Raw genomic sequence first — 26,902 nt, forward strand, 5'->3', positions numbered from 1 at the left:
CACCGAGAGCGGGATGCTAACTGCTAGGGTAGGCAAAGGGGGTTCGGTCAATCGCTGTGAGTTCGGCCAGGCCGAGCAGTTTTCTGTGATGGCTGGCGGGCACAGCGTTCCTCACAGATGAATAGCTGCCCAAAAAATCGGCTAAGCGTTGGTCGATCTGCTTGTCGATGCCGGCAAAAACATGTTTGTCGTTACAAAACCAGTAGTGCTTTCCCCAGCCTTCGATCATGCCGTCAATACGTTTGAGTGTAGCTACCAACGATTGCTCGCTCGGTAACGGGTTTCCGTTCTTTAGGCCAATCATCGCTTTCTGCGTCTGATGCAGGACGGTGCCGACAGAATCGATGAAGCGTTTTCGCGCCTTTTCGGCGGGCCGGATCAAGCCGGGGCAGATTGAGATGCCAAGAAAATCAAAACCCAATTCCACCGGAGACCCGCCTTTCGAACTTTTCTCGGGAGATAACTCCATGCCGAGCTCTTCGAGCAGGCCGATGGATTTCCGCAAGCGAGCGTTAGCTGCCCTCTGTGTGGGCGCCATGATGATGAAGTCGTCGATATAGCGGATGCAGCGACAATCGCCGTCATTCATAGCTTTGTCGAAGCTCGCCAAGGCGATGTTTCCGAGTAGCGGTGATAATGAATTGCCTTGGGCCACGCCGATTTCCTCGGTTGGGAACTGTCCGGCAGCGTTCTTCAGCGTCGCGATGTTTTCGAGTTCCACCTTTATAGCTGCGCGCACAAATGCCAGGAACTTGGGGTCATCGCCTACAGCTTCGCCGATGACCTGCACAACACGATCTTTAGAAATGCGGGTGAAAAACGCGCGAATATCGGCAGTGGCGATGAACTTGGCGCCTTGCCCGATTTGGTCGAGCACAGCTTTGATCGCTGCGGGCACTGCGGAGATTTCCTCACTCCGACCCTGTTCGCCGCGCTTTCGGAGGCTACGTATCCCGCCGAAACTGTAGGGCGTTTTGACGAACGGCTTCAACGCGTCGATGTCGATCAACACATTGAGGAGGGCTCTTTGGACGATCCGGCTTGCTACAGGCGCAAGTACAATTGGGCGAATCTTGCCGGTCGGTCGTCCATTCCCATCGAGTTTGGGGATGGGCACGCCTTTGGCTTTTTCGAACCTGAAACTTCCTCGACTGAGCTTGCCTTGGAGTGATCGAAGGTTGCGCTGAGCGTCCTCAGCAAAGCGCTCTAGCTCCAACCGAACTAGCGGCGATTTTGATGCGCGCCCATTCTGCTGGATGACGCGCCATGCGGCCTCGAGGTTGTCGAGTTTCCGAATGGCTCTCATGAGGTCGGACGCAGGCAGTCTGTAGGGTCCTGTCAGTTCGCCTTACCCGTCCGACGGGGAGCTGACATCCGCAGCGGTACCTTTCGGCCCGTGCCGCACAATCGAGGTCGCGACCTTCGCCGTGGCCTCGCCGTAGCAGGTTCGCTTGGTCCCGACGGTGATCCCGCCTGCCAGGCTACCGGCTAGAGCCAGTCCGATCAGGAAGCGCGAGGCGCCCCGACCGGCCCGTGCCGAGTTGGCACGTTTTTGCATGTGTGGCGCATGTTCATCTCCTCAGCGAAAGCCTAACCTTTTTGGTCGCTTAGGCAAGCGCGAAGGGCGACTTGCGCCCGGCTCCCGCCCGCCCTTCAGAATAATGCCACTAGCCGCCTGACAGGTACCCTGAATGGTAAAGGTTGCGGCTAACGTAACTTCCTCGGACGAGTAGGTCCTGACATCCGCAGCGGTACCTTTCGGCCCGTGCCGCACAATCGAGGTCGCGACCTTCGCCGTGGCCTCGCCGTAGCAGGTTCGCTTGGTCCCGACGGTGATCCCGCCTGCCAGGCTACCGGCTAGAGCCAGTGCGAACATCTTGGCAACAAGACGGCGTCACGGTCAAGTAGGCTGCTAAAAAGATCGCCATATTTCCACGGAAGTCGCGAACACTCGATTGATCATCTGCGCGCGCCTTGTGCGGATGCGCAATCGAGCGCGGAGTTCCCGACATGAAGATAACCAGCCTTGCCGCCCACAAGGGCGGCGTGGGCAAGACGATGTTGACCGCCTCGTTGGCGGTGCTGGCACAGCAGGACTGCGAGGACGAAGAAGGCGAGCTCGGCAAGGGCAAGGTCGCCATGTTCGACCTAGACCCGCAGGGCAGCCTCACAGCATGGTACAACGCCCGCCAGCGCGACGGCCCGATCCTTGTCGCTCCCATGCTGCGCACGCTGGCTCTCAGGCTCTACGCTCTCAACCGCAAGGGTGTGCGATATGTCTTCATCGACACGCCGCCCGGCCACAGCGAGTACATCGCCAAGGCCATGAACGTGGCGCATCTCGTTGTCGTTCCGGTTCGCCCCGGGGAGCTCGATTACAAGGCTGTCCAACGAACGATGCAGACGGTGCTTTTCTGGGAGGAGCCGTATCTGGCCCTACCCAATGGCGGACTGTTTCGCAGCCGTGCAATGGGGGAACTTGTCCGTCGATTGGATGCGGACGGTCAGGACAGGCTGCCTCCGGTCCATCACCGTGTGGACCTGCCGCTTCGCAGCGGTCTGACCCTTACGGAAACGCAGCCGAACTCGGCCGGAGCACAGGAACTTCGGAACGTCTGGGCTAAGATCCGTGAGCGATTGGGAGAACGATGATGGATGCTGGTTTTGAACCGTTATCGGGGCGCGGGCATGTGCGGCCGATTGCGGAACCGCTCGCGCCGCCGAGGCGCATTTTTGGAGGGCCGCGCCGTCGCATCAGCGCGACGCTCGACCAGCCGCGTTACGTGGCCCTGCGCACACTCGCTGCAACCCACGGCCTGAGCGGCGATGACTTGGTGGTCATTGCGATCGACAGGCTGCTGGCTGGCGCCTGATCGCAGCGCACAATTTTTTGCTGGAAGGAAGCAGAGGTATGTCCCGATCACCCTTGACGGTGATCGGGACATACTTTTGCCTCCAGTCGGCGGCGGCGCCGGGGCCTACTGCAACGTGTTGCTCTTGATGCGCTCGGCAACGAAGGTGTTCAGGTCTACGGCGCGGTAGCGCACCGTGCCGGGGGACAGCTTCACGAAGCGCGGCCCTTCGCCGATCGAGCGCCAGCGTTCGAGGGTTTTGATGCCAACGCCCAGAACCTCGGCGGTCTGTGTCGGGGTGAGCAGGGCGGGAACAGTCACGGCCGGATCGGCGATGAGCGGCGCGAGCGCGGCGTCCAAAACCTCGGGGCGGAGTTGCGTCGATGTTTCGTTGGGGGCAGGGCGCGGTTCGGGGCGGTCGGCCCTGACTGAGGGTTGTACGGCGCGAAGCGAGCGGCGCAGGTTCGGTTTCAGCATCATGGTTCCTCGGTGTCGTGCGGAAAAAAGAAAACGGCCCCGGGACAAGTCCGCAGGGCCGCAGGTTGGCTGATCGTGTGGGACGGTTTGCCTCCTGGCTCACCAGATTGGATGCTCACATCAGGACGGGCACAGCCTCGTTGGCCGCCTCGATGAGCCTTGCGGGTGCGAGGTGCGCGTAGCGCATGGTCATGCTGATCTGGCTATGGCCGAGCAGGGTGCCAACCTCGTGGAGGCTGCGGCCCTTGCCAACCAGCGTCGAGGCGAAGGTGTGGCGCAGGTCATGGATGCGCAGGCCCGCGTCCAGTCCGGCGAGCTTCTTGGCCCGACGCCATGCCTTGGTGGGATCACCGAGCGCCTTGTCCGGGTCGGCACCGGGAAAGATGAATAGCCCCGGTGCCTGAGGGCGCTGGCGTTCGAGGATGGCGAGCGCGGCATCCGAAAGCGGGATGTGGCGCCGCTTGCCGCTCTTGGACACGGGGACGGTCCAGAGGCGCCGTTCGTAGTCGATGTGTTCCCACTTGGCGCCCAGCGCCTCGCCGCGCCGCGCGCCGGTCGCAGCGAGGAAGGCGAGGGCGTGGGCGGCCGATTTGTTGGGCTCATCGCGCAACGCCATGAAAAGCGCGCGGAGTTCGGTTTCGGTGAGGAAGCGTTCGCGATTGTGTTCGCGCCGCATCTCGGCGTGTTGGGCCGGGTTGCGGCCCTCATAGGCCTCCCAGCGCAGCGCGAGGTTGAAGACCCGCCGCACGAAGGCGACGTAGCGGTTGACGGTGGCGTTGGACAGGCCAGCGCGGCGCAGGCGGTCCTGCAGGTCGGCGACGTCCTGCGGTCGGATTTCGTCCAGGGAGCGGTTGCCCCAGAGAGCCTTGAGGCGCAGGCGGAAGAAGCCTTCGTGATCGGCGTAGGAGCGCAGCCTTTCCTTGGCAAAAGGCAGGTAACGCTCCTCGACGAACTTGGCGAAGGTGGGGACCGCCCGCAGGCGGTCACGGTCCCCGGCGGGGTCCCCGCCGAGCGAGGCCTCGGCGCGTAGCTCCTGAGCCCGGCGTCGCGCCTGCTCCACGGTGATGTCGCCCAGCTTGCCAAGGCGCACCTCGCGTTGGCGATTGCGGGCGTCGCGGTAGCGCACGTAGAAGGTGACGGCCCCGGAGGTCCGGACCTCCATGATGAAGCCGGTGAGCTTGTCGTCGAACAGGCGCAGCTTTGCCTTCCCGTCCGGCACGGCCGGCGGGTTCGTCGCAAGCCCGCGCGTGATTGCGGGCATTTTTGGTTCTCCGATGTAGGATTATCGGCGGCGGGCGATCATCGCGGGCCGCAATGGGCTATTGCGGGCCTTTTTTCCGCAAAAGGGCCGGAACAGTACGTGCGCGCGCGTCTGTGCGCGCTGCTCTAGCGCCAGTTCAGGTTGACCACGACCTTCACCAGATTGATGTCGGTGCCGGCTTTACCCGGCACCGGCACTTTGACGGTTGCTGCCGCGCTCTTGGTCCCGGATGCGCTTGTAGTCTTGCGGACACTAAGGATGTCCCCCAGCAGTCCCATCGCCAGCGGGTTCATGCGTGGCCTCCGAACGGAAAGGCGCTATCGTCCATTTCGGCCTTCAGGCGAATGCTCTCGGCAACGTGGGGGACGCGATCAGCTATCGAGCGCGGGACATAGAATTTCGCGCCGCCGTTGGTGCTGTCGATGGCGCAAAATACGGCGTAGGCTTTGTCGCATCGCCACTCCGCAACGTCGAACCACCCGGATGCGGCTTGGAGAAGGGAAAGGCGTTGGTCCTCATCCTCGTCGAGCGAGCGCACCTGTACGAGGTCCTCGACAGTCTCCACGAGGAAAACCGGGCTGTCGATGAGTAGGGTGAAGCTCACCTGCTCGATGTCGGGATGGTCCCAGTGGTCCGGGAATTCCGCGATAATGGCGCGCATCTGCGCGCAGGCTTCGGCGGGCAGGTAAGCCGCCATGGTGGCAAGGGTATCGAAGGATTTCATGATGTTCTCCGCAGGTGAATGCGGACGAATCATATGAGAGCGACTGGACAGGCAGATTCGGTAGCTGGATCTCTTGAAGGATGGGCTCGGTTCAACTTCTGTTGCAAAATTGCACCAAACAATCCTCACGGGCAGGGAAAACGCCATTCAGCAAAAAATTTTCCGGAGCCGGCCCCAAAATTGCGGGCGGGTCGGGGCACGCGAAGGATGCCTCTCAGCCTTGGGTGCCGGGAAACCCCTCGTCCAGCACGAATGCAAGTGCTGTTGGCAGCCTAGAAAATCTGAGTAGTAGGAGAACCCTCTCCGCAAGAAGGCGGTAAAACAGAGAGGGATTTAGAATGATCTTTCATCAAGGTTGTGCCAATGATCTTACCAACTCGGAGCTGATGTTTCCCGATGATCGCGATGATTTCGCCTTCATTAACGAAGGTTTTCCTTGTGTCTTCTTCTCACTCAACTGGGACGTTCGCGTCCAACGTTCGCGCGATGACTTTGAGGCGCAGTTTCCAACTTCGTTCAAAAACAGCTTCCCGAATGACGATCATGGCTACGAAGAATGGCTTGATGGAATGATTGCCGATGATGACGCGGGTGGGTTTGCCTATGCCAAATTCTGTCACAAGTTTGTGATCCCGCCGAAGATTGCGCTTCCGGGCGTCAAGTACATTCCGTTGGACCCGAGGTGCCCTCAACTGTGCGATGGACCTGACATGGGCTATGATTTTGCCATCGAATGGGGGGACTTTACCCCCGAAGAAATTCGACGATTAGAAAAACTCGATGAGAAAGATATCTCCGGCTTCATTCCGAAGTATCGACTGCCGTGGTATGGTGGAGAAGCCCTGACCTGGGACAGCCATTGGGGCGCGCTTTTCGTTCATATGATCAAAAACTGGGCCTTAACGTCGGCTATGTTGGGCATATGATTGACGATTTCGGTGCTGGCTTCCTTCGCCAGCACCGACTGACATTCGAGATATCAATGGATAGTAACTCTACAATCGTCGAGCATGGTTCGGCCGAGGGCGGCGATCTTGTGCTGTTCGACCGCGTGGAGCTAGGCGTGGAATTTCGCTTTGCTGGCGCGGGCATCGATCCTTCACAGAGTTTCAGGACCAAACTCGCCTCAAACGGGATTTACCGAGCCAATGCGCGTGATCTCAGCAAGGGGTGCGTCACTCTTCGCTTGCCGATGGAAAATGCCGATGGCGTCGAAGTCGGAAAGGCAACCGCGGAGCTATATCTCGCGGTCAGGCCCGATGGCGTCCTGATCGTGACGCGCCGCAGTTCGGTGCGCTTCAACCTGCTCCTGCCGCTGCGCGAGGGGTTTGCCGTGCCAGACAACCTCGTCAGCTCGGATCGGAAGCGTAACTTGGTAGGGCCCACGGAAGCGGTGCCTGACGTGGCATGCGAGCATCAGTTGGAGTTCGCCCGGCAGGTCGTCAGCAAGCTTTGCGCGGCCATCGCTTCCGGGCTGCCGCCTTGTGCTGTGCTGCTCGGGAGCGAGATGTGGCTACGCGCGGCGGAGGTCTGCCACGACATGGCCTGCGAAGACCCGATAGCGATTACCCACGCCGCTACCCGTTCGCCAGTCGCCGGCACGAGTATCGCCGAGCATGACTTTTACCGCACTCGGCTCTACCAGAACCGCCTCCCGGTGGCCCATTGGCTGCCCAAGGAGAACGGGGAGGCCTACAAGATCTATCCCAAAGCATCCCAGCTCTTGCGGGTCGAGCTCTCGTGCGGATCGCGGGACGACATCGCATCGGTCATCGGCCGAGGCAGCGTCGAATGTACGGACGATGGGATCGAGGAAATCTTCGTTGAATTCTACAACTCCGCAGGAGCGCTATGCTGCGTGGCGCTGGATCACGTCAGGGTACTTGCGCAAGGCGTGTACTCCGCCGCCGATCTCGCCCTTAAATTGCAGCCGCTCCTTCTCGTCGCTGGCCGACAGTCGTTGGCTGAGGGCTATCGTCCAAATGAGGTCGCGGCGGCAGAAGCCAAGCGCGTGTATGATGAGATCATCCGTAGCGGCGTCGCGTCTGCAAAGGGCCTGCGCAAAGGCATGAAGGTCCGTCAGGTCCTGGACCAACTCTGTGGGCAGGATGGCCCACTCAGTACAGGAAATCCTCAAGGGATTTACGTGCTTAAGCCCGAATACGGTCGAGCTGGATTGCTCTTGGATGTCGGGGAAGATTTCGGTTTCTGAGAAAGTGAGAAGGACTGAAGGGAAGAAAGGAAAAAAGTAGAGAAGGGGATGCCGTCAATTTCGCGGGACGAATTGTCCTGTAGGAGCGGGGAATGCGCCCTTGCCTAGTCGATAAGAGGGGCCGCGGACGACGACGAGCACCGTCAGGTGTGCTGGCGGCGGCGCACAGCGCGTCGTGTGCCATGGTCGACGCGGGATTCAGGGTGAGGACAAACATATAGGCGGCGATGACCTCTCCGATGCTGCCGACGAGGTGCCCGTCGAGCGTGAACTTGCGGCCGGGGAACAGGGTTTCAAGGGGCTCGGCGGAACCGTAGAGGGAGTCGAGCAGGTTTCGAACCTCTGCCCAGTCGACTTCAGGCATCGTTATGCGAGTTCCAGTTCCCGCGCTTCCGCCGGTTCGAGCGCTTCGTGCAGGATAGCTTCGAGTAGGCGCTGGCGAGTTTCGTCGCCGGTGGCAAGGCTGGCTTCGAGCCGGCCGCACAGCGCCATGAGTTCATTCGCTTTGGCGACGATGCGGCGCTGTTCGGCGAGTGGGGGCAAGGGGATCGGCATGCGGCGAAAATCGCCGACATTAACACCTTGTAGTGCGACACCCTTGGTCTCCCCTGCCATCCAAGATTGGCAGAATGGAGCGTCAATGGCCAATCGCACGAAATGCCTGTCTACCAAGCTCGTGATTGGAAATCTCAACACATGCTGCGTGATGTTTCCACCGGCAAGTTCAGGCGGGACAAATGCCGTTTTGCCGATTGTTCCATCTTTCGAAATCAGCAGATCGCCAGGGATTAGGGATGTCTTCCCAAATTTCTTAGCCCGCTGAGGGTCACACTTTGGCAAGCATTCTACTGAAATATATCCAGTTTTCATTTCTGTTACGCGTACTGTGGGGATGCCATGCTCGACCCACACGGGCTTAAGAATGCCGTATGTCACCGTTTCATTGGGCCTAACCAGTGACTCTACTGATGCCCAAACCCATCCGGTCGGCAGCGAAAACGGGCAATCGGAATCGTCCGCCAAGTCAGGTAAGTGAACGTTTTCTCTTTGCTTGACCCAAGGCTCTGACAAAATGTCGCGGAGCAGGAGAGATGCCGGCTCATGAGCTTTATCCTGCTCCACCAGCTTGCCACGCACGGCGAGGTTCAGAATCGTCTGGCGCAGTTGCTTGATCTGGTCGGCGCGGGTGGTGAGGGCGGGGAGGTTATCGAGCGCGAAGCGGGCGTGAGTGGTGAAGGTGGCCAGATCGGGAACGGGTGCGTTCAGGCGGGCGAGGCTGGCCGCTGTCATGCGGTCGCGGGCGGCTTCCCGCTCCTTGCGCGCCTCTTCCAGCCGGTCGCACAGCGCCATGAGTTCGTCGACCGTCCTCTGCACGGCAGGGCAGACAAGTGGCACGGGAACTTCCGCGATGCGGCCGATGGACAGAGTCACGTTGGCACTGCCGGTCATGCGCGCCACCAGCAACTCGTCTTTGAACGCTGAAAGGTATTCAAAGAGGAAACGAGCGGACACCTGTGCTGGGTCGTATGGCAACACCGCTGCCAGAATGGAGCCCAGTGCGAATTTTCCGTCCTGATAATGCAAGCGGTTAATACTGGCGTGCCCGTGCCCAGTTGAGGAAACAAGCGGGATGATCGCCGCTGCGCCTTCGAAATCGAAATGATCGCAGTTGCCACGTTCTGCTGCCGTGACGACAAGTGGGAACGGGCCTGAGGGGGCATCCTTGATGCCAGTAAGTCCCTTCTCGATGCGCGCAACAGTGCCAAGGGAGGCGAAGCAACTGGCATCTTGGAACGATGCAGGAAGGTCTTCCTCGGTGACAGGCGCTAGCTTCTTCGGTTTAGGAATCGCGCGCAGTGCTGCTAGCTTTGTCTTTACTTCCTCGACTTTGGCTAGGATGTCGCTTGGGTTCGATGTGGAATCCACCAAGCCGAGTTTTCCGGTGATGGCCAGCGCGACGACAATTTGGCGCAATCGCGCGACGCATTCCGGAGCATCGCCGATTTTTGCAAACAGGTGGGCAAGTGCGTCCTGTTTCATCGTGCCAGCGCCTCGGCAAGAATGGCCCTCAACTGGTCACGCAGGTTTGCCGTTTCTTCTTCTACCGTGTCGAGTCGCTGGAGCAGTTCCTCGGGGTCGCCATGGTCTACTGCCTCGCTGTGCGGGTTCTTGATGTCGAGATTGTAGCCGCGGGTCTTGATGTCCTCGATGCTGACCTTCCACGCCTGCGGGCCTTCGACGCGCCCTTCGCGGTTGGCCCCGCCCCACCAGTCCATGCAAGGCTGGAAATGCTCCAGCCGGATAGGCTTGTTCATGGAGTAGGCCTTCCGGCCGGCAGGCACCTGATGCTCGAAGTACCAGACCTCCTTGGTCGGCTCGCCCTTTTCGAAGAAGAGCAGGTTGGTGCCAATGGAGGCATAGGGCCTGAAGACGCTGTTGGGCAGGCGGACAATGGTGTGCAGGTTGCACTCTTCCAGGAGATGCTCCTTCAAGCGTGTTTTTACGCCTTCGCCGAAGAGCGAGCCGTCGGGAAGGACCACGGCGGCGACACCGCCCTTGCGCAGCAGACGGATGATGAGGGCCAGGAACAGGTCAGCTGTCTCGCGCGTGCGGAACTGGGGCGGGAAGTTGGACTCGATGCCGTCTTCCTCCTTGCCGCCGAAGGGCGGGTTGGAGAGGACCACGTCGACGCGGTCCTTCTGCTCCCAGCTGATGTAGGGGCGGGCCAGCGTGTTGTCGTGCCGGACGAAGCTGGCATCCTCCACGCCGTGCAGCAGCATGTTGGTGACGCAGAGCATGTGCGGCAGCGGCTTCTTTTCGACAGCGCGCAGGCCCGATTGCATGAGCGCCTCGTCCTCTGGGCGCTTCACATGCTTGTCGCGCATGTGGCGGATCGAGCAGGTGAGGAAGCCGCCGGTACCGCAGGCGGGGTCGAACAGGACCTCACCGGGCTTTGGATCGATTCGATCTACCATGAAGGCGGTGACGGCGCGGGGCGTGTAGTACTCGCCCGAGTTGCCGGCCGATTGGAGGTCGTTCAGAAGCTGCTCGTAGACGTCGCCGAAATGCTGGCGCTCGGACAGGTCGTTGAAGTCGACATCGTTGATCTTGTTGACCACCTGCCGCAGCAGTTGGCCGGACTTCATGTAGTTGAAGGCATCCTCGAACACGTCGCGCACGACGACGCGGCGGTCACCCTTCTGGCCGGTGGGCTGAAGGCCCTTCATGGCCGGGAAGAGCTCGTCGTTGACAAAGGCGAGCAGGTCTTCGCCGGTCAGGCCCTCAGGATCGGCAGCCCATGTGCGCCACTGGAAATTCTCCGGCACCGGCGACTGATAGCCGGCTCGCATGAGTTCCAGCTCCTGATCCTGATCGTCGATGATCTTCAGGAAGAACAGCCAGCAGAGCTGGCTGATGCGCTGGGCGTCGCCGTCGACGCCGCTGTCCTTGCGCATGATGTCCTGGATGGATTTGACGAGAGTGCGGACGGACATGGACTAGGCAGTTTCCTGATAGAGTTCGGCTTGGAGCTCGTGCACGGCATGCTCGAAACCTTCACGGCCGCCAAACGCCTTGATGAGCTGGAGCGGCGTTCCGAGATTGGTGAAGGGCGAGATGCGCAGCACGTTGGTGTCGTCGAGGTTGATGACGCCCTCGTCCTGATACTTCGCCAGCAAGGCATCAAGAACTGAACGGGCCTGATCCCCATATTTTCCGAACACGTCGCGGCGGCGCACATTGTCAACACGCTGGCGGCGGGTGAGCGGCTTGGCGTCGAAGGCGACGTGGCAGATGAGGTCGAAGGGATCGAGGTCCTTGCCGAGCTCTTCAGCAATGATTTCCAGCGACAGGCCCTCGGCTTCCAGTTCGTCCAGGATGGCCTGCTTGCGCTCGGTTCCTTGCCAGCGGCGCAGGAAATCGTCGAGGCTGGCGAAATGCCGACGCAGGGCCTTCTTGGTGAAGTCGCGCAGGGATTCGGTGACCAGCTTGCCGTTCTCGTCGAGGTACTCAACACGCTCGGCCACAATGGTGGCGCCGATTCCATCGACGTAGACCTTCCTGGACTTCTTCTTGAAGTCGTCCGGATCGAAGGTCACGTCCGGCCTGTCGACGATCACCTCGTCCTCGCCGGGCTCGTCTGGCAGCGGGTTGCCATTGTCGTCGATGGGCGGTTCGTCATCCGGGGGCACGATCGGGTCGTTGTCGCCCGGTTCATAGATCTGTACGGGCTCGCCGTCGAAGTCGGGATCGGCGAAGTGGTTGGTCGCACCGCGGAAATCCATGAGGGTGAAATAGTACTTGTGGGTGTCCTCGTGCACACGGGTGCCGCGGCCGACGATCTGCTTGAATTCGGTCATGGACCCAACCTCGCGGTCGAGCACGATCAGACGGCAGGTCTGGGCATCCACTCCGGTGGACAGAAGGCGCGAGGTCGTGGCGACCACGGGGTAAGCGACCTCGGGGTCAATGAAGTTGCCAAGCTCGGCCTGTCCCTCCGGATCGTTGCCGGTGATGCGCATGACATAGCGGTGGTTCTTGGCGACGAGGTCCTGATTCTCGTTGATGAGGGCTTGGCGCATCCGAGCCGCGTGTTCCTGATCGACGCAGAACACGATCGTCTTCTGCATCCGGTCGCCGCTTTCCTTGAGGAACTCGGTGACCTTTTTGGCCACGATGCGAGTGCGGTCGTCGATGACCAGATTTCGGTCGAAGTCCTTGGTATTGTAGAGGCGATCCTCGACCTCCTCACCGTCCCGGTCGAGTTGGCCCTTCTCCGGCCGGTAGCCTGACACGTCGTGGTCGATGTGGACCTTGATGACCTTGTAGGGCGCAAGGAAGCCGTCGCGGATGCCTTGCTTCAGGGAGTAGGTGTACGCTGGCTTGCCGAAGTAGCCGATGTTGGATTCGTACTTGGTTTCCTTCGGCGTGGCCGTGAGGCCGATCTGGGTGGCGTCCGAGAAGTAGTCCAGGATTTCCCGCCATGCCGAGTCCTCGGCCGCGCTGCCGCGATGGCATTCGTCGATGACGATGAGGTCGAAGAAGTCCGGCGAGAATTCGCGGTAGAGCTTCTGCCGGTCGTCCGGGCCTGTGATGGCCTGGTACAGGCCGAGGTAGATCTCATAGGCGGTATCGACGCGACGCTTCTTGTCGACGGCCAGCGCAACATCGGTGGTGCTTCCATCGGCTCGCTCGATCGTCTTGGATTTAGACGACAGTTTCGCCATGGCGGCACCGAATGGCCGGAAGTCGTTCACCATGGTCTGGTCGACGAGGATATTGCGGTCGGCAAGGAACAGGATGCGCTTCTTGCGCTTCGCCTTCCACAGGCGCCAGATGATCTGGAATGCCGTGTAGGTCTTACCCGTGCCAGTTGCCATGACGAGAAGGACGCGGTTGTCCCCCTTTGCAATAGCCTCGATGGCAGCGTTGACCGCATTGACCTGATAGTAGCGCGGCGTTTTGCCGCTCCCGTCGTCGTAGTAGTCCTGGAGCACCACCTCCTCGGCCTCGGGGGATAGACCCTTCCATGAGAGGTAGCGTTGCCAAAGGTCGTCGGGGGAGGGGAATTCGTTCAATCCGAGGGTGACTTCGCCGGCGCCGGTGGGGGAGCTGCGGTCGTGGAAGACGAAGCCTTCGCCGTTGGACGAGAAGACGAAGGGAATGTCGAGGGTCTCGGCGTAGTCGAGCGCCTGTTGCATGCCGTCGCCAACGCTATGCGTCTTGTCCTTGGCCTCGATGATAGCGATGGGCAGGTTCGGCTTGTGGTACAGGATGTAGTCCGCGCGCTTGCCTTGGCCTCGCGTCACCAGCTTGCCGCGCACGATGATCCGGCCCTTGGTGAAGCTGACCTCCTCACGGATCTGCAGCATCTCGTCCCAGCCGGCATTGCGCAGGGCAGGGGTGATGAACTTGGTGCAGACGTCCCGTTCGCTCAGAGTGCGCTTGCTCATCGATTCCGAAAACCCCCAGTCGCATCAAAGAGGTAGAAGCACACGGAGGCAATTGCCAGCCGTTCATGACGGTCCGAAACTGTGCATGCTAAATGACCCTGTAGGAGAAGTCTGTTGAGGAGGTTGAGGAATTTCCTCCCATCCCGAACCTTGCTGTGCGCACCCTCCAAAAACTTCATCCAGATTTAGGTAAATCTCCCTATAGCACAGTGAGTTGTGGCCTTTGGCCTGAATCACACGGGGGACAGGTGAGTAATATCGAACAATTGGAGCGGCTGCAGAGCCTGCGGGAAGGCGGGGCACTGACCGATGCTGAATTCGAGATAGAAAAGCAGAAGCTGATTTCAGGGGAGAACCAAGGCGGCTCTGGGCGCTGGCGACTGTTTGTCGCCGCAGCTGGAGTGGGGGCAGTAGTGATCGGCGGCGCCATTGTCGCAATGGGCCATGGCTCGCCAAGCGCGATTTCCTCTTCCGCGCCGACGGCATCGTCAAGCGCAGTAGCTGGTGATTCGGGCGAGACCGGTCTGGCCGAAGCTGTGAAGGCAGGCGAGGCGGGCGGCGACAGTGCTGCCGTGGCATTGCAGTTTGCCGTTTCACCGGAGGCCATTGGAACCAATCCAGCGTACTTGGAGCAACGTCTTGGCGTTCCCAAGGTGAAGACGAAGCACCAACTCATTTTCGAAGTAAGCGGTTGCCGCGTGGACTACGGGGTCGAGGGGAATGCCGTCAGCAGCATTGACGCAGACGTCACAGCGAGTTGCCAACCAACCGTCCAGGGTGTGAAAATCACCCCATCGACAACCTATGGCCAGATCCACAGGAAGCAGCCTTCAGGAACCTACATCGCCAGTTGTCTCTCAGGCTGTGGCAATGCAGCGGACCCTACGGTGGACTTGTCCTACCCGGGGTCACGTTCAAACCAATTCCTCGGCATCCACTACTCCGCAGGCTACGATCAAGTCAGTAGCGCTCTGGAGCGTTGGGACAAGGCCGTGCGAGCCGAGCGTGGGCTGGGAGAATTCGACACGCCGGATGACTATGAGGCATTCTCATGCGTCGCCGGGCCTCCTGACGATGTTTCGGCGCAGCTGGAAAAGGTCCGGGTGCGGCACATTCAGCTTCGGGAAGAGGTCGACATCGCATCATGCTGATTGGCAGGTAGGGGGCACCCGATCGATGGCGGTCCAGATCGACCAGGGGGCGTGATCGCACAGTCGCTGTAGCCTCAGTTAAAGTAAACCGCATTGGCAATTGGAGCCCGAGTGCGACAACAGGATCAGATAAATGCATTGCGTTTGGCTCTTCCAGCGCTTGCAGAGATGGAACGCCGTTACTCAGGTGAGGACCTCGGAGGATTCGGGCGTGACGTTGGCGTGCGTATTCATGCTTGGATGCGAGCGAGCGGATTTGAAGAACTTGCCGCAAGGACAAAGCCATCGCAGGCCGCCCTCACCAGCTTCTTCGGCAAAAGCGAGCAGGCCGGCCACCCACTTAGCGAACCGGGCATTCCTTGGCTGGATATGACTGAGGTGCAGGCGGCGAAAGGGCTTGCGCATTTCTTGGACGGTTGCAATCCGAACCGCATGCTAGCCTTTCTCAAGGCGTTGGATACTGAGGTCCGATGGCCAGAGACGCTTTACCGTGTTCGCGCTTACGCCGATCAGCCAACAGGGCGGGGAGGGCGCATTGATTTGCTCGTCTGTGCGCAAGATGTTTCCGGTAGGCGATGGGGCTGCGTGATTGAGCTGAAATTCGGGCATACAGGCGGAAGCAACCCGTTAGCGGAATACGCAGAGTTTGCGCGCAATGGACACGGTCTGGGTATTACGTCTCGATCCCAAAATGTGGCGCTCGCCGTTGTTGGGCTGAGGTGTGATGGCGGCACCACGCGTAACCTCCAAAAAAATGGCGATTGGCGCTTTGTTCACTGGGAGGGGTTGCTGCGGCGCTTCGAGCGATCTCTTGCTGAGAATGGCGATGTCGCCCCCGCATTTGTAGAATTTCGTAAGATACTCTGGGAGCGAGTAATTAGATGACCTCTTCGCCTTTAATCGTTCCAGAAAGCGTTCGAGCATATTTTGCTGACAGAACGGTCGAGGCTGGTGTCGATGCAATTCTGTCGATTTCACCAAACAAGTTGCCACCGGGTATAAGCTGGGCCGAATTGCCTAGCTATTACCGTGCCCGGGCGGCTGCGGAGACGGTTCGATGTGACCTTGTTGAACTGATGCATATCGCTTGGAATCAGATTTGGGGTATGGAAATCGCTGCGCGATGGAAACGAGAAGACATTGAGGATGCAGTTATTTCAATCGGCGAATGCTTCAATGATCAATACTTTCGCGTGGATTATGAGGTGGCAGGCCGTCAACTGCTCACCTCCGTGGGCCTTCGCGATAGGCACCTTGTCTGCGCCTTCTCCTTGGAAAAGGGTAGCAGGGTTTTCGTTAAGGGGGACCTGGGTGGCTTCGAATGGGTAGATGATAAGGCGTGGGGGGGATGGATGGTTTCGATCCCGAGCCTGCCGATGTCAGGCGAACTCAATTTGGAAAACCTGAAGGGCCTTGCGGCGAGTGCAGTCAAACTGGTTCAGCAGATGGCTTGATGGTTTGCCGTTATCCACCCACCTCCTTGCCTGTTGCCTCACTTCCCTCACCGGCAGGCCGAGGCGATTTGCAATGAATGTTGCTGCGAACACATCGCGTTGGCGTTTCTTCGGTTTGCGCCCACAGGCTTCCCACCGCTTCCCTCGTATGCCCCCGGGGTTGATGCGGGTGTGTGCGCGTCAATGAGGCGCGAAGGGGCGCATTTTGCAAAGACGACTGAGCCGAAAGTCCGCAGAATAGGTGGCCTTAGGGCATCTGCGGGCGCCTGCAAAAGGCTGCGACCCGGGCTTTTAATCAGTAGGTCGCTGGTTCGAACCCAGCAGGGCTCACCACCTTTTTCATCCATTTTCGCGAGGTGCGGTGGGTTGCCTGCGGGCTTTCCGCTGGGCGTTGTCGCGCCTCAGCGGAAAGCCCGGCCTAGATCCGTCCCAGGGACTGCACGATGCGCACGAGGTCGGGGCCTATGTGGTCGTAGAAGGCGTAAAGGCCCGAGCAGAGGTAGTTGAGCCCCGTTTCGCCGCTGCGTGTGCGGAGAAGGCGGTTCTTGGGGCATTCGCCGTAGCATAGCCGCAGATATTCGCAGCTGCGGCACTTGCCGGGCAGGCTGGCGCTCTTGTTGCGGGCGAACTGTTCCTGCCGGGGCGAAAAGGCGAGGTTGCCGAGGTGGGTCTGGTTGATGTTGCCGATGCGGTACTCGGGATAGACGAAGTGGTCGCACGAGAACACTTCGCCGTCATGCTCCACCGCCAGCGCCTTGCCGCAGAACTCGGCCTGGGTACACATTTGCGCCGGCATTCCCGCCGCCTGGGCCACTGCGGTTTCGAACAGGTTGACGTGGACGCGGCCGATATCGGTCGCGAACCATTCGTCCCATACGGCGCTCAGGAAGCGGCCATAGTCGTCGGGATCGACCGACCAGTCCGTGACGATCGAATCGGCAGCACCCGGCCGGGCGCGCGCGGTGCCTTCCACAGGCGGTTCCGCGAGCAGGGCGGGCGCTTCGCTGCGAAAGCGGCGCGGTTCCACGGCTGGAGTGAACTGCACGCGCCAGGTGCCAATCTCGTCGACGAGGAAGCGATAGACATCGCGCGGGTGCAGCGCGTTCTCGCGATTGACGACGCACAGGGCCGCGAAGGGAATGTCGGCCTCGCGCAGCATCGTGGCAGCCGCCATGACGAGATCGAACGTCGGCTTGCCGTTCTTGGTGACGCGGAAACGGTCATGAAGGTGCTTCGGACCGTCGATCGACAGCCCGACGTGGAAACCGTTGGCCTTGAGGAAGCTGATCCACTTGGCATCGAGCAGCAGGCCGTTCGTCTGAAGGTCGTTTTCGATCCGCTGGCCGGGCTTGCGGTACTTGTGCTGGAGCGCGACTACCTCTTCGAAGAAGGCGAGTCCCATGAGCGTGGGCTCGCCGCCCTGCCACGAGAAGACGACCTCCTCGCCCGTTTGCGCCTCGATATACTGGCGGACGTGCTGCTCGAGCGCGGCGCTGTTCATGCGGGCGCGCGGGCGGTGGTCTAGCAGGTCGGTCTTGTGGAGGTAGAAGCAATAGGCACAGTCGATGTTGCACTCCGCCCCCCCCGGCTTGACCATGGCGTGGAAGCGATAGGTCGATCCGGGGATCAGGGCGTTACGATCAAGCGTCGGATTGTTCATTGCAGCATTACAGACCCGGCGCCTCCATGCGCGTTGATGGCTTGCCGTTCAATTCGAGACGGTCTGGAGCTTTTCCGTCATCTTCGAAAGATTGAACGAAGGGGCGATCTGCAGCGGCGGATGTTCGGTCAGTGACTTTATATGGGCTGCTAGCAGATCCTGGATCGGCCCCATGAGCCACTGCTTGCGTTCGTTTCCATAAGTCAGATCAGTGACCGTATCGAACGTTTCGTACGGATCGAAGTGAATGTTCATGACCATCGGGAACTTGAGTTCCTTCCAGGCATCGAAGAACCCTTCCGAAGTCGCGAAGTGCATCTTCCACTGGTTCAGGCGGACGGCCCTGATCTCATTCCCTTCGTAGTAGATGTAATTGTTGCGGTTGGAATGGTCCGACTTGCCTTCCCACCAGTCGAGGTTGTTCACCCCGTCGATCACCTGGTTCTTTTCCTTCAGGACGCGCCCGACGGGGTCCTGGATGCCGGCGGCGGCGGCAAGCGTGGTGAAGACATCCATGTTGGCCTGGATGCCCTGCTTCACCTGGCCGGCGGGGATGTGGCCCGGCCACCAGGCGATGAACGGCACGCGGACGCCGCCTTCGTAAGTGGTCATCTTCTCACCCCGGAAAGGTGTGGTGCCACCGTAAGTGCGGGCGTTATGCGAGGGGCCGTTGTCGGTGGACCAGATGACGATGGTGTTTTCCAGCGCACCCATCGCTCTCAGCTTTTCGAGCATCGCGCCGACCTGCATGTCATGCTCGATCATGCCCGATCCGTAGATGTCGTCGGACATGGTGGCATCCTGCGCCAGATATTGGTTCTGGTCGGTAAGATGCTGGAACAAGTGCATCCTGCTGGGATTGAGCCAGACGAACCAGGGCTTGCCCGAATCCTTTGCGCGTTTCACGAAATCGAGGCTGGCATCGATGAAGTTCTGGTCGATGTTTTTCATGCGCTCGATCGTAAGCGCGCCGGTATCCTGGATCTTCTGCTTGCCGACCTTGCCGAAGCGCGGGTCGACGGTCTGGTCATCGGTGCCGGTGGCCCAACTGTGAAGCACGCCGCGGGGGCCGTACCTGGTCTTGAAGGCAGCGTCCTTGGGATAATCCCGCTGTTCGGGCGTTTCCTCGGCGTTCAGGTGGTAGAGGTTGCCGTAGAATTCGTCGAATCCGTGGACCGTGGGCAGGGAGGAATTGCTGTCGCCGAGATGATTCTTACCGAATTGCCCGGTGGCGTAGCCCTGTTCCTTCAGCAATTCGGCCAGGGTGGGCGATCCGGCCTTCAGCCCGAGCGGCGATCCCGGAAGGCCGACCGAGGTCATGCCGGAGCGGATAGGATATTGCCCCGTAATCAGCGATGCGCGGCCGGCGGTTGAGGATGGCTGGCTGTAATGTTCGGTGAACATTGCCCCTTCCCTGGCCAGCCGATCGATATTGGGCGTGGTATAGCCCATCACGCCGTTGCCGTAGGCGCTAACGTTCGACCAGCCGACATCGTCGGGGTAGATGATGAGGATATTGGGGTGGCCGGCATCGCCGCCGCCCGACTGGGCATGTGCCATAGGGGCGGCTGCCGCGACCAGTGCGAGCGCCAGTGCTGCGCGTCCGATGCCTCTGCGGAAGTCGGCGAATTGCTTCATCGCGTAATGCCCTGTTGCTTGAGCCTGAGCGCTGTCCGGCGAACCTGCCCACCGGCTGCGCTCATCTCCAACCCATGAAGATTGCAATGATTTTGTCCGGGGCGGGGGCTGTCAGCTATCGGGGAAAACCCCGAGCCCGGTGCGCATTTTGCCTGAGTTCCCGCGGTTCTCCCTCAGGGGAGTGGCGCGGCGGCGGCCGGTGCCGTGTTCAGGGCTTCAGAAGGCGCAGGGCCATGTGCCGGAGGATGCGGTCCGGTCCGGGCTTTTCGCCGACCACGAAGTACCAGCATTGGCCGTGCGGTTCCGAGCCGGGGTCAGGCGGGACGATCGCCAGTCCCACCACCGGGGAAGGGGGCAGGATGACGCTGAGCCCATCCGGGGCCATCCGAAATCCGCTGAAGGCCATGAAAGCGCGGATCTCATCGGCAAAGCGGCAGGATTCGGGGTCTCCCGCCATGCCCGCCACCGCCCAGGGCCCGGTCTTGTCGAGCTCGGCCAGCATCCGCAGCTTGAGCAGGCGGGCGACCGGCGCGTCGAGGCGGCGTTCGGGCGTGGCGCTGCGCAACAGGCGGGCGACCGGGCCGGTGCGCCGGGGGCTCCGGCCCGCACCTCGCCCGGATCCCCAGACGAACAGCCATAGAACCGATGCGGTGCCAAAGAGGATGGCGCCCGCGACCGTCAGGGCGCGATCATGGCCGGCGATCCCCGCCGCCGCCATCACCGGACCGATGGCCAGCGAGCCGAGGATCGAGGCGATTCGGCGCATCAGGCGCGCGTGTGAGCGGTAAGGGTCCGGGACATAAAGGGAATTTACCGAGGAGCGGGGTGCCGCTCAATTCGGACTGGAGCCGGATCGACGGAAATCCCGCTTCCGCTGCCTATTCGTCGTTCCATTGCCTCCCGCGTCGGCAACTCCGACCGGAAGGCGGGCTCGTCAGGACTTGCTGAGCGCCTCGATCTGTTCGTCGGTCAGGTTTTCGCTGAAGGCCGGGGACAGCTTGCGTTCGAGGCGGCGGCACATGTCGGAATGGGCGATCAGGGCCCGGGCGGTTTCGCGCAGCGTCGCGTAATCGAGCGGGGTGTCGCCCGAGATCCGGTCGCGCACGTCGCGTTCGGCGATGCCGAGGTGACGGGCCAGCGCGCGCTGGCCGCCTACTGCGTCGACGGCCTGGGAGAAAATGGCGAGCTGGATATCGGGGGCTTGCGGCATGATGCAGTGACGAATGCGCGCAATCGCACCCACACGCAAGCCGTGGGGCCGGGATCAGCCCTCTCTACCGACAGCTTTCGTATCATCATCGCCATCGGGGCGCGCGGTCAGCGTGGTGCCGATGGTGGCGCCAACGATGGCGGCGATCCCGATCCACTTGGCAAAAGGCAGCATCTCGCCCAGCAGCAGCGCGCCCGCCAGCGCGCCCACGGCCGGTTCGCCGCTGGTCAGCACGCCGAAGCTCTTGGTCGGCAGGCGGCGCAGCGCGAACATTTCCAGCGAATAGGGGATCGCGCTGGAAAAGATCGCAACCACCAGCGCGACGGCAAGGACATGCGGCTGGAGCAAGGTCGCGCCTGCCTGCGCCACGCCGAACGGCAGGGCGACCAGGGCGGCGATGGTCATGCCGTAGGCCGGTGCGGCCGCGCCCAGCGCCTCGCCCGCGCGCTTGCCCATCAGGATGTAGGCACCCCAGAACACGCCAGCGCCGAGCGCCAGCAGCACGCCGACCGGATCGACCGCATCGCGCGAGAAATCGAGGGGCAGGAGCAGGCAGAGACCCGCTGCCGCCAGCGCGATCCACGCCAGATCGACCCGTCGGCGCGAGGCGAAAGTGGCCACTGCGAGCGGGCCGGTGAACTCGGTGGCAAGCGCGATGCCGAGGGGAATGCGCTGGATCGCGAAATAGAACAGCATGTTCATGCAGCCCAGCGCCACGCCGTAAGGCAGGGCCGCGCGCAGGATCGTCCGGTCGAACGGCAGGCGCCAGACGCGGAACACGCAGCACAGAATCACGGCGGCGAGCGAAAGGCGCAGCGCCGTCGTTCCGGCGGGGCCGATCAGCGGGAACAGCGTCTTGGCCACCGAGGCGCCCCAGCAGATCGAGACCATCGCCGCCGCCACCGCGGCAAGCGGTGCAAAGTCGCTGGAAGAAGATCTGGCGGCGAGACGGCGGACGACCATGGAAATCCCTTGATGGCGAGGTGGCGGGATTTTTATCGTCGAGGCGCGATAAATGCGGTCTATGATGCGGGTTCGGCGATAATCTTTATCGGAGTTCCCGCAAATGCCCGATGCGTTCGATCTGCGCATCCTCACCGAGCTTCAGCGCGATGCGCGAATCTCCATGCCCGAACTGTCGGAGGCGGTCGGGCTTTCGGCTCCGGCCTGCTACCGGCGGGTGCGGGCGCTGCGGGAGCAGGGGGCGATCGAGCGGGAGATGGCGCTGGTATCGCCGCGGACGATGGGATGGCTGGTCAAGATGATCGTGCTGGTCTCGCTCGATACCGACAAGGTGCGCGTGGTGGACGACCTGGTGGCCCGGCTGCGGCAGGCGCGCGAGGTGATCGATGTCTGGTACGTCACCGGGGACCATGACCTCGTGCTCCAGGTGGTCGCGCAGGACATGGAGCATTACGACGGTTTCGCCCGGCGCGTGCTGCACGGGGAGGAGCATGTGAAGGCGTTCAAGACGCTGGTGGTGATGCAGCACCCTAAGCGTTCGGCGCCGCTTCCGCCGGCCTGAGCCCGCTTGCTCACGCCGCCTCAATAACGGCTGAGCAACCTTTCGACGCTGGCATGGGCCTTGTGCCCGTCCTTGCACTCACCGGTCTGCTCTTCCAGCATCCTTCGCAGGCTTTCGATTTCCTCCACGCTGAGGTGTTCGATGCCGATGAAATCGTCCCGCGCTGTTTCGACCGCGCGCAGGAGTTCGTCGAGCTTGGCCTGGAAGGCGGCGGCATCGCGGTTCTGGCTGTTCTGGATGAGGAAGACCATGAGGAAGGTGACGATGGTGGTGCCGGTATTGATGACCAGCTGCCAGGTGTCGGACCATTTGAAGACCGGGCCGGAAAAGGCCCAGACAACCACGATCAGCAGCGCGATGATGAAAGTCTGCGCCTTGCCCGCGGCTCCGGCGACGGCGTTGGCGAAAACGGTGAAAGTCTTGCGCATGGAGGGCTCCTGCGGTGTTCTTCATCGAAACGCCCGGACGGGAGCCGATGTTCCGCCTCCGGACCGGAGCTATCCTCGGGGAACTCTCACGGAAATCTTGCTTTACGGACTGGCAAGTTCGTCCGCTTAGGATCATCACGGAGCAGAACCGGCGGAGCAGCTGGGTGGGGCGGGATCATGGCATGCGCATAGCGACGATAACCAACTGGGCTTATGGGGCGACGGTATGCCTCACCATCGCCGCCGGTATCGCAATGGTCCTGGCGTCCAACGCCGACCGGGTGGAGCGCGAGGCAGTGATCCAGCGCGACCGGTTCGACGCGCTCGCCTTCGAGGTGGAAAGCGACGAGGCCCAGCTGACCGACCAGGCAAGGCTCTATGCGGTAACCGGTAACCCCAGCCACGAGATCGTCTACAATCACGCCCTCGCGGCGCTCGGCCCGGTCGAGCAGCGTGTCGCCCGGCTCAAGGACAATGGCGCGAAGGAGGAGGAACTGCGCTCTCTGGCTGAAGGGCTGCGCTGGGCCGAAACCCTGCAGGACGAACAGAAGGCCGCCATCGCCGCCATGAAGACGGGCGACGATGCCACCGCCCGGCGGATCGTGTTTGGCGCGGAGTACGAACGCGAGCTGGAACGCGTCCACTTCCTGCTCGGCCGCTTCCGCTACATGCTCGACCAGCGATCCGACCGCACGATCGAGGATGCCAGTACGGCCTCGCAGCGGCTGCGCACGGTGTCCGAAGTCATGGTGGGCGTGACCGCGCTGCTGTTTCTCTTCGTGCTGGGCTTCGTGCTCAAGCGCCGTATCCTCAAGCCGGTCACCACCCTGAGCGACGTGGTGAACCGCCTGGCCGATCAGGATTATGCGGTAGAGCCGCCCCAGCTTTCCCAGATCGACGAGATCGGCGACATGGCTCACGCCATCCGCATCTTCCGCGAGAACGGCATAGAGCGCCAGCGGCTGGAACGGGAGCGCGACGCGGACTGGCATGTGCGCGACCTGCTTTCCCGCATGACCCAGCGCCTCCAGGGCTGCGAATCCGTGGCGGACCTGTTCGAGGTGGTGCGCCTTTTCGCACCGAAGATCGCACCGAACCTTGCCGGGCGGCTCTACACCCTCGATGACCGGCTGGGCATGATGGCCTGCGCGTCCGAGTGGCAATCGCCCCACGGCAGCGACGCCGCCTTCACCCCGGACGATTGCTGGGCGCTGCGGCGCGGGCAGGCGCACATGCCGGGCGGGGATATCGTGGACGTGCCGTGCAAGCACGTCACGCCCGATGCGGCCTCGGCAACGGTATGCGTGCCGCTGACCGCGCAGGGCGAGACGATCGGGCTGCTGGTGCTGGAGAACCTGGCCGAGACGCACGGGCCGGGAGAGAACATCCAAGCCTATATCGAGCTGATGTCGGAGACGGTGGGGCTGGCGCTCGCCAATCTCAAGCTGCGGGATGCCTTGCACGAGAAGGCGCTGTTCGACGCCCTCACCGGGCTGCGCAACCGCCACGAGCTGGCGGACACCTTGCGCCGCCACGTTGCCCAGGCCGATGCCGCCCGGACGCAGCTCAGCTGCCTGATGGTGGATATCGACCATTTCAAGCTGCTCAACGACCGTTACGGCCACGATGCCGGAGACCTGACGATCCGTTCGGTGGCGGGCGTGCTGGACAATGCCGTGCGCGAGGAAGGCGTGGCCTTCCGCTACGGCGGCGAGGAGTTCCTGCTACTGCTCCCCGGTTTCGACGAGGAGCGCGCGCTGGAGCGGGCACGGCTGATCCAGGAGCGTATAGCGGGGATGACGCTCGTCCATGACGGCGCATCGCTCGGCCGGGTGACTGTCTCGATGGGGCTGGCCACTTATCCTGCGCATGTGCCCGCCCATGCGCTGATCGCCAAGGCGGATGCGGCTCTGCTGCGGGCGAAGGAGGAAGGCCGGGATCGCGTGGTTGCCGCGGTCGATCGCCGCGATCCGGGGCAGGCCGTTCCGGCGAACTGACTGGCCACCTTCTCCGGTCCGCCGCGCTCAGCGGTGGAACACCCTTTCGTGGAAGAACCAGCGGTAGGGATAGCGCTCCAGCGCGCGGTAGACGAAATGGGTGAAGAGCAGCGTCACCGGGATCGCCGCGGCCAAGAACAACACCAGCGACAGCGGCCAGTTCGGCCCGAACCACCCCATGTGGACGAAGAGCTGCCGGGTGGCGAAATAGGTATAGGGATGGGCGAGGTAGAGGCTGTAGCTCACCGTGCCGAGGTAGAAGATCGAGGGACGATCCAGCAGGCGCGAGGTCAGGCTGCCGGGCGCGATCGCCATGTAGAAGTAGGCGGCGGTGAACAGGAATGTGCCGTAGGCGAGCGGATTGTCAACGTCCCTGAGGCCGAAGTCGTAGTGCTGCACCGATCCGAACACCAGGCATCCGGCGAAGGCGATGATCTCGAACAGCGGGCGCCAGGCGCGGGGCAGGTGGATATGCCGGTCGTCCAGCAGGCGCACGCCGATCCCGGCCAGGAAGAACGCCATGGCCGGGAAACGGCTCACCAGCCATGCCGAACACAGGACCAGCAGCACCGTCATGACCCGGTCCCGCCGCCGGATCGCGGCATGCACGGTAAGGCAGGCCATGGCATAGAACAGCACTTCGTAGCTCAGGCTCCAGGCGTTCGGGGTGAGCTGCTCGGTATGGGTCAGCAGGTTCACCATGAACAGGGCGGGAATGATCGTGCCGATCCTGTTCAGGTCGGGAAAGGCGTTGCTGGCGGCGTTGACCGCGATGAACAGGAGCGAGAAGGCGAGGAACAGCGGATAGAGCCGGAAGAACCGCCGCAGCGCGAACTCGCGCGGGGTGTAGCGCATCACGCTGGGCAGGATCACGTAGCCGCTGATCACGAAGAACAGCCACACGCCCCAGCGTCCGAAATTCCAGGGCGCGGTCGTCGCGGCCAGATAGCCGGGATCGGCGGAATAGACGTTCTCGCCGACCCCGCCGAGCACATGGGCAAGGAACACCATGAACGCGGCCACGCCGCGCAGGCCGTGGACGGTGGGATTGAAGTTCGCCCCGGCCTTCTTGCCGGGCGCCGTGCCGGTGGTGCGGTCCGGTTCCCCGGCGGCCGTGCGGTTCAGCGGCGGGGCAATGGCGGAAGCGTCGGTCATGGCCGTGTCATGCCGGCCGGGAGGCGCGCGCCGGGATCGCTGCGCGCGCTCTCGCCCTGCCGCCTAGGGCGATCGGGGGCAGGTCCTGCTGGGGCTGTGCAGGTGCGGGCAGGCAATAGCCGAAGCGGCGCAGGTCGTAGCCGGTCATGCGCTGCAGCTGCTGGTTGCTCTCGGCATAGCGTTCGCCCACGGCCAGTTCGATCTGGCGCATCAGCCGCCGCCGCAGCGGCCCCTCGAGCATGCGGGTGAACGCGAAGAGGGGGCGCAGCTTGCGGTAGTTGCGATCGAACGGCGGGAACAGCAGCGGGGCATTCGGGGCAAGCTGGTTGCGGTTGAACAGGGCGTTGAGCGGCCGGCGCAGGATCTGCATCAGCATCGGCATCCCCTCGTTCGCGGGCTCCCCGAAGATGTCGAGGGGAACGAGCGAGGGGTTCTGTTCACAGAACTGGGAAATCTCCCGCGCCACCCGACCGGGATCGGTCCGCAGCGCCTCGTACGGCAGGACCAGCACGCTTTCCGGCCCGAACAGGCGGCGATAGTACTCGATGCACTGGATGTAGGCGAACGTGCGGAAATCGAATTCGGGCTTGCGGTACAGGGTCCATTGCAGGGGCGTGGCCAGCCGGTTGAAAGACAGCGAGCCGCCGTCGCTGATGTACTGGAGATAGTACGAGAAGATCATCGAGCGCTGTTCGCGGATGAAAACCAGGATGCGCGCGTCGGGCAGGCATTCCTTCAGGCGATCGGCGATCAGCGGTGCATCGAAGCCGGCCGAGCCGGGATAGCCGGACAGGCGTTCGTGAGAGACCACCAGCGTATTGCCGCGCCGCTGCGCCTCGCGGGCGCGGCGGCGGTAGCTTTCGATCCGGTCGGGCGAGGGGCCGTCGAACGCACCCTGCTTCACGAAGTCGAGCTGGACGTGGTGGCGATCGTTCTCCAGCCGCTCGAAACCGAGGTCCGGACGGGCGAACAGCGCGTTCTGGAGCAGCGTGGAGGCCGTCTTGTGGAATCCGATATGGACAAGTGGTCTTGTACCCGATTCCTGCACGTCGCGCTCCCTGCTTGCTCCGCGGAAATGCCGGAAAAACGGACTGACGGCGGAGTGACCCTTTTATCTGGTCCCGGGGCGATCCTGCCGGACAACACCCTGAACACTAACGAAAGAACATGGCGCGCGGGGATGGGTCAATTGCCATGAATCGCCTGC

26 protein-coding genes are annotated in these 26,902 nt (G+C 62.0%); 9 read left to right on the top strand and 17 right to left on the bottom strand.

The genetic code is table 11. From position 1 onward, the window contains the following. Positions 1 to 16: 16 nt before the first annotated feature. Positions 17 to 1,306, bottom strand: a complete 1,290-nt coding sequence (locus tag U9J33_RS05925; protein WP_324698523.1) for a reverse transcriptase domain-containing protein — start codon at positions 1,304 to 1,306, stop codon at positions 17 to 19. A 704-nt stretch (positions 1,307 to 2,010) separates the two neighbouring features. On the opposite strand from U9J33_RS05925, the gene U9J33_RS05930 reads away from it, so the two are divergent. Continuing rightward, the gene (locus U9J33_RS05930; RefSeq protein ID WP_324698525.1) at positions 2,011 to 2,652 is read left to right on the top strand and encodes a ParA family protein; all 642 of its coding nucleotides are present in this window, start codon (positions 2,011 to 2,013) and stop codon (positions 2,650 to 2,652) included. Continuing rightward, entirely contained in the window at positions 2,649 to 2,873 is a 225-nt protein-coding gene (locus tag U9J33_RS05935; protein WP_324698527.1) for a hypothetical protein, read from the top strand. Before U9J33_RS05930 ends, U9J33_RS05935 begins: the two co-directional genes overlap by 4 nt. 105 nt (positions 2,874 to 2,978) lie before the next feature. Here the strand turns inward: U9J33_RS05935 and U9J33_RS05940 are convergent, their stop codons facing one another. The 4 genes from U9J33_RS05940 to U9J33_RS05955 all read right to left on the bottom strand — a co-directional run bounded on the left by U9J33_RS05940 (position 2,979) and on the right by U9J33_RS05955 (position 5,347). Further along, positions 2,979 to 3,332, bottom strand: a complete 354-nt coding sequence (locus tag U9J33_RS05940; RefSeq protein ID WP_324698528.1) for a helix-turn-helix domain-containing protein — start codon at positions 3,330 to 3,332, stop codon at positions 2,979 to 2,981. Positions 3,333 to 3,444: 112 nt separating this feature from the next. Then, a complete protein-coding gene (locus U9J33_RS05945) occupies positions 3,445 to 4,590 on the bottom strand; it encodes a site-specific integrase (protein WP_324698530.1) in 1,146 nt (381 codons plus the stop codon). 125 nt (positions 4,591 to 4,715) lie between these two features. After that, positions 4,716 to 4,883 carry a hypothetical protein gene (locus U9J33_RS05950; protein WP_324698532.1) on the bottom strand — a complete coding sequence of 56 codons (168 nt, stop codon included), beginning with the start codon at positions 4,881 to 4,883 and terminating at the stop codon, positions 4,716 to 4,718. Next, positions 4,880 to 5,347 carry a hypothetical protein gene (locus tag U9J33_RS05955; protein WP_324698534.1) on the bottom strand — a complete coding sequence of 156 codons (468 nt, stop codon included), beginning with the start codon at positions 5,345 to 5,347 and terminating at the stop codon, positions 4,880 to 4,882. Before U9J33_RS05955 ends, U9J33_RS05950 begins: the two co-directional genes overlap by 4 nt. Positions 5,348 to 5,652: 305 nt before the next feature. Here U9J33_RS05955 and U9J33_RS05960 point away from each other — a divergent pair, with 305 nt between their 5' ends. Together U9J33_RS05960 and U9J33_RS05965 are read left to right on the top strand one after the other, a co-directional pair. Next, positions 5,653 to 6,240 (top strand): hypothetical protein, encoded by a 588-nt coding sequence (locus U9J33_RS05960; RefSeq protein ID WP_324698536.1) that lies wholly within the window; start codon positions 5,653 to 5,655, stop codon positions 6,238 to 6,240. Beyond that, complete coding sequence (locus tag U9J33_RS05965; RefSeq protein WP_324698538.1) at positions 6,237 to 7,526, top strand: hypothetical protein; 1,290 nt, start codon at positions 6,237 to 6,239, stop codon at positions 7,524 to 7,526. Before U9J33_RS05960 ends, U9J33_RS05965 begins: the two co-directional genes overlap by 4 nt. On the opposite strand, the gene U9J33_RS05970 is transcribed toward U9J33_RS05965, so the two are convergent. The 4 genes from U9J33_RS05970 to hsdR are packed head-to-tail and all read right to left on the bottom strand — an operon-like array spanning position 7,465 to position 13,477. Further along, positions 7,465 to 7,890 (bottom strand): DUF6998 domain-containing protein, encoded by a 426-nt coding sequence (locus tag U9J33_RS05970; RefSeq protein ID WP_324698540.1) that lies wholly within the window; start codon positions 7,888 to 7,890, stop codon positions 7,465 to 7,467. The genes U9J33_RS05965 and U9J33_RS05970 overlap by 62 nt on opposite strands. A gap of 2 nt (positions 7,891 to 7,892) precedes the next feature. Then, positions 7,893 to 9,566, bottom strand: coding sequence for a restriction endonuclease subunit S (locus U9J33_RS05975; protein WP_324698542.1), 1,674 nt, complete (start codon positions 9,564 to 9,566; stop codon positions 7,893 to 7,895). Continuing rightward, the gene (locus U9J33_RS05980) at positions 9,563 to 11,020 is read right to left on the bottom strand and encodes a class I SAM-dependent DNA methyltransferase (protein WP_324698544.1); all 1,458 of its coding nucleotides are present in this window, start codon (positions 11,018 to 11,020) and stop codon (positions 9,563 to 9,565) included. The genes U9J33_RS05975 and U9J33_RS05980 overlap by 4 nt, the downstream gene beginning before the upstream one ends. Positions 11,021 to 11,023: 3 nt before the next feature. Beyond that, on the bottom strand, positions 11,024 to 13,477 hold the full coding sequence (gene hsdR / locus U9J33_RS05985) for an EcoAI/FtnUII family type I restriction enzme subunit R (protein WP_420719866.1): 2,454 nt from the start codon (positions 13,475 to 13,477) through the stop codon (positions 11,024 to 11,026). Between the two features lie 248 nt (positions 13,478 to 13,725). Here hsdR and U9J33_RS05990 point away from each other — a divergent pair, with 248 nt between their 5' ends. The 3 genes from U9J33_RS05990 to U9J33_RS06000 all read left to right on the top strand — a co-directional run bounded on the left by U9J33_RS05990 (position 13,726) and on the right by U9J33_RS06000 (position 16,082). Further along, positions 13,726 to 14,628, top strand: coding sequence for a hypothetical protein (locus tag U9J33_RS05990; protein WP_324698548.1), 903 nt, complete (start codon positions 13,726 to 13,728; stop codon positions 14,626 to 14,628). A 168-nt stretch (positions 14,629 to 14,796) separates the two neighbouring features. Then, positions 14,797 to 15,513, top strand: coding sequence for a hypothetical protein (locus U9J33_RS05995; RefSeq protein ID WP_324698550.1), 717 nt, complete (start codon positions 14,797 to 14,799; stop codon positions 15,511 to 15,513). Next, complete coding sequence (locus U9J33_RS06000; RefSeq protein ID WP_324698552.1) at positions 15,510 to 16,082, top strand: hypothetical protein; 573 nt, start codon at positions 15,510 to 15,512, stop codon at positions 16,080 to 16,082. Before U9J33_RS05995 ends, U9J33_RS06000 begins: the two co-directional genes overlap by 4 nt. Positions 16,083 to 16,500: 418 nt before the next feature. Here U9J33_RS06000 and U9J33_RS06005 read toward each other — a convergent pair whose 3' ends face one another. The 5 genes from U9J33_RS06005 to U9J33_RS06025 all read right to left on the bottom strand — a co-directional run bounded on the left by U9J33_RS06005 (position 16,501) and on the right by U9J33_RS06025 (position 21,553). Further along, positions 16,501 to 17,742: an anaerobic sulfatase maturase gene (locus U9J33_RS06005; protein WP_324698554.1), complete on the bottom strand. Its 1,242-nt coding sequence runs from the start codon at positions 17,740 to 17,742 to the stop codon at positions 16,501 to 16,503. A gap of 48 nt (positions 17,743 to 17,790) precedes the next feature. Then, positions 17,791 to 19,380: an arylsulfatase gene (locus U9J33_RS06010; RefSeq protein ID WP_324698556.1), complete on the bottom strand. Its 1,590-nt coding sequence runs from the start codon at positions 19,378 to 19,380 to the stop codon at positions 17,791 to 17,793. A 208-nt stretch (positions 19,381 to 19,588) separates the two neighbouring features. Beyond that, on the bottom strand, positions 19,589 to 20,146 hold the full coding sequence (locus U9J33_RS06015) for a hypothetical protein (protein ID WP_324698558.1): 558 nt from the start codon (positions 20,144 to 20,146) through the stop codon (positions 19,589 to 19,591). 168 nt (positions 20,147 to 20,314) lie between these two features. Beyond that, positions 20,315 to 20,590, bottom strand: coding sequence for a hypothetical protein (locus U9J33_RS06020; RefSeq protein WP_054440236.1), 276 nt, complete (start codon positions 20,588 to 20,590; stop codon positions 20,315 to 20,317). A gap of 54 nt (positions 20,591 to 20,644) precedes the next feature. Continuing rightward, the gene (locus U9J33_RS06025) at positions 20,645 to 21,553 is read right to left on the bottom strand and encodes a DMT family transporter (RefSeq protein ID WP_324698560.1); all 909 of its coding nucleotides are present in this window, start codon (positions 21,551 to 21,553) and stop codon (positions 20,645 to 20,647) included. Positions 21,554 to 21,656: 103 nt separating this feature from the next. Between U9J33_RS06025 and U9J33_RS06030 the strand changes: the two genes are divergently transcribed. Beyond that, positions 21,657 to 22,115: an Lrp/AsnC family transcriptional regulator gene (locus U9J33_RS06030; RefSeq protein ID WP_054440238.1), complete on the top strand. Its 459-nt coding sequence runs from the start codon at positions 21,657 to 21,659 to the stop codon at positions 22,113 to 22,115. Positions 22,116 to 22,135: 20 nt separating this feature from the next. Here the strand turns inward: U9J33_RS06030 and U9J33_RS06035 are convergent, their stop codons facing one another. Further along, positions 22,136 to 22,543: a low affinity iron permease family protein gene (locus tag U9J33_RS06035; RefSeq protein WP_324698562.1), complete on the bottom strand. Its 408-nt coding sequence runs from the start codon at positions 22,541 to 22,543 to the stop codon at positions 22,136 to 22,138. Between the two features lie 182 nt (positions 22,544 to 22,725). Here U9J33_RS06035 and U9J33_RS06040 point away from each other — a divergent pair, with 182 nt between their 5' ends. Next, positions 22,726 to 24,540 carry a diguanylate cyclase gene (locus U9J33_RS06040; protein WP_324698564.1) on the top strand — a complete coding sequence of 605 codons (1,815 nt, stop codon included), beginning with the start codon at positions 22,726 to 22,728 and terminating at the stop codon, positions 24,538 to 24,540. A 27-nt stretch (positions 24,541 to 24,567) separates the two neighbouring features. Here the strand turns inward: U9J33_RS06040 and U9J33_RS06045 are convergent, their stop codons facing one another. Both U9J33_RS06045 and U9J33_RS06050 read right to left on the bottom strand, forming a co-directional pair. Beyond that, positions 24,568 to 25,695, bottom strand: a complete 1,128-nt coding sequence (locus tag U9J33_RS06045) for an acyltransferase (RefSeq protein ID WP_324698566.1) — start codon at positions 25,693 to 25,695, stop codon at positions 24,568 to 24,570. A 7-nt stretch (positions 25,696 to 25,702) separates the two neighbouring features. Continuing rightward, positions 25,703 to 26,743: a hypothetical protein gene (locus tag U9J33_RS06050; RefSeq protein WP_324698568.1), complete on the bottom strand. Its 1,041-nt coding sequence runs from the start codon at positions 26,741 to 26,743 to the stop codon at positions 25,703 to 25,705. Between the last annotated feature and the right edge of the window lie 159 nt (positions 26,744 to 26,902).

Source organism: Novosphingobium sp. RL4 (assembly GCF_035658495.1).
Taxonomy (GTDB): Bacteria; Pseudomonadota; Alphaproteobacteria; order Sphingomonadales; family Sphingomonadaceae; genus Novosphingobium.

Bases quoted from the DNA above. Each gene is read 5' to 3' on its own strand.
- U9J33_RS05925 (WP_324698523.1), bottom strand. From the start codon at position 1,306: ATGAGAGCCATTCGGAAACTCGACAACCTCGAGGCCGCATGGCGCGTC.
- U9J33_RS05930 (WP_324698525.1), top strand. From the start codon at position 2,011: ATGAAGATAACCAGCCTTGCCGCCCACAAGGGCGGCGTGGGCAAGACG.
- U9J33_RS05935 (WP_324698527.1), top strand. From the start codon at position 2,649: ATGATGGATGCTGGTTTTGAACCGTTATCGGGGCGCGGGCATGTGCGG.
- U9J33_RS05940 (WP_324698528.1), bottom strand. From the start codon at position 3,332: ATGATGCTGAAACCGAACCTGCGCCGCTCGCTTCGCGCCGTACAACCC.
- U9J33_RS05945 (WP_324698530.1), bottom strand. From the start codon at position 4,590: ATGCCCGCAATCACGCGCGGGCTTGCGACGAACCCGCCGGCCGTGCCG.
- U9J33_RS05950 (WP_324698532.1), bottom strand. From the start codon at position 4,883: ATGAACCCGCTGGCGATGGGACTGCTGGGGGACATCCTTAGTGTCCGC.
- U9J33_RS05955 (WP_324698534.1), bottom strand. From the start codon at position 5,347: ATGATTCGTCCGCATTCACCTGCGGAGAACATCATGAAATCCTTCGAT.
- U9J33_RS05960 (WP_324698536.1), top strand. From the start codon at position 5,653: ATGATCTTTCATCAAGGTTGTGCCAATGATCTTACCAACTCGGAGCTG.
- U9J33_RS05965 (WP_324698538.1), top strand. From the start codon at position 6,237: ATGATTGACGATTTCGGTGCTGGCTTCCTTCGCCAGCACCGACTGACA.
- U9J33_RS05970 (WP_324698540.1), bottom strand. From the start codon at position 7,890: ATGCCTGAAGTCGACTGGGCAGAGGTTCGAAACCTGCTCGACTCCCTC.
- U9J33_RS05975 (WP_324698542.1), bottom strand. From the start codon at position 9,566: ATGAAACAGGACGCACTTGCCCACCTGTTTGCAAAAATCGGCGATGCT.
- U9J33_RS05980 (WP_324698544.1), bottom strand. From the start codon at position 11,020: ATGTCCGTCCGCACTCTCGTCAAATCCATCCAGGACATCATGCGCAAG.
- hsdR (WP_420719866.1), bottom strand. From the start codon at position 13,477: ATGAGCAAGCGCACTCTGAGCGAACGGGACGTCTGCACCAAGTTCATC.
- U9J33_RS05995 (WP_324698550.1), top strand. From the start codon at position 14,797: ATGGAACGCCGTTACTCAGGTGAGGACCTCGGAGGATTCGGGCGTGAC.
- U9J33_RS06000 (WP_324698552.1), top strand. From the start codon at position 15,510: ATGACCTCTTCGCCTTTAATCGTTCCAGAAAGCGTTCGAGCATATTTT.
- U9J33_RS06005 (WP_324698554.1), bottom strand. From the start codon at position 17,742: ATGAACAATCCGACGCTTGATCGTAACGCCCTGATCCCCGGATCGACC.
- U9J33_RS06010 (WP_324698556.1), bottom strand. From the start codon at position 19,380: ATGAAGCAATTCGCCGACTTCCGCAGAGGCATCGGACGCGCAGCACTG.
- U9J33_RS06015 (WP_324698558.1), bottom strand. From the start codon at position 20,146: ATGCGCCGAATCGCCTCGATCCTCGGCTCGCTGGCCATCGGTCCGGTG.
- U9J33_RS06020 (WP_054440236.1), bottom strand. From the start codon at position 20,590: ATGCCGCAAGCCCCCGATATCCAGCTCGCCATTTTCTCCCAGGCCGTC.
- U9J33_RS06025 (WP_324698560.1), bottom strand. From the start codon at position 21,553: ATGGTCGTCCGCCGTCTCGCCGCCAGATCTTCTTCCAGCGACTTTGCA.
- U9J33_RS06030 (WP_054440238.1), top strand. From the start codon at position 21,657: ATGCCCGATGCGTTCGATCTGCGCATCCTCACCGAGCTTCAGCGCGAT.
- U9J33_RS06035 (WP_324698562.1), bottom strand. From the start codon at position 22,543: ATGCGCAAGACTTTCACCGTTTTCGCCAACGCCGTCGCCGGAGCCGCG.
- U9J33_RS06040 (WP_324698564.1), top strand. From the start codon at position 22,726: ATGCGCATAGCGACGATAACCAACTGGGCTTATGGGGCGACGGTATGC.
- U9J33_RS06045 (WP_324698566.1), bottom strand. From the start codon at position 25,695: ATGACCGACGCTTCCGCCATTGCCCCGCCGCTGAACCGCACGGCCGCC.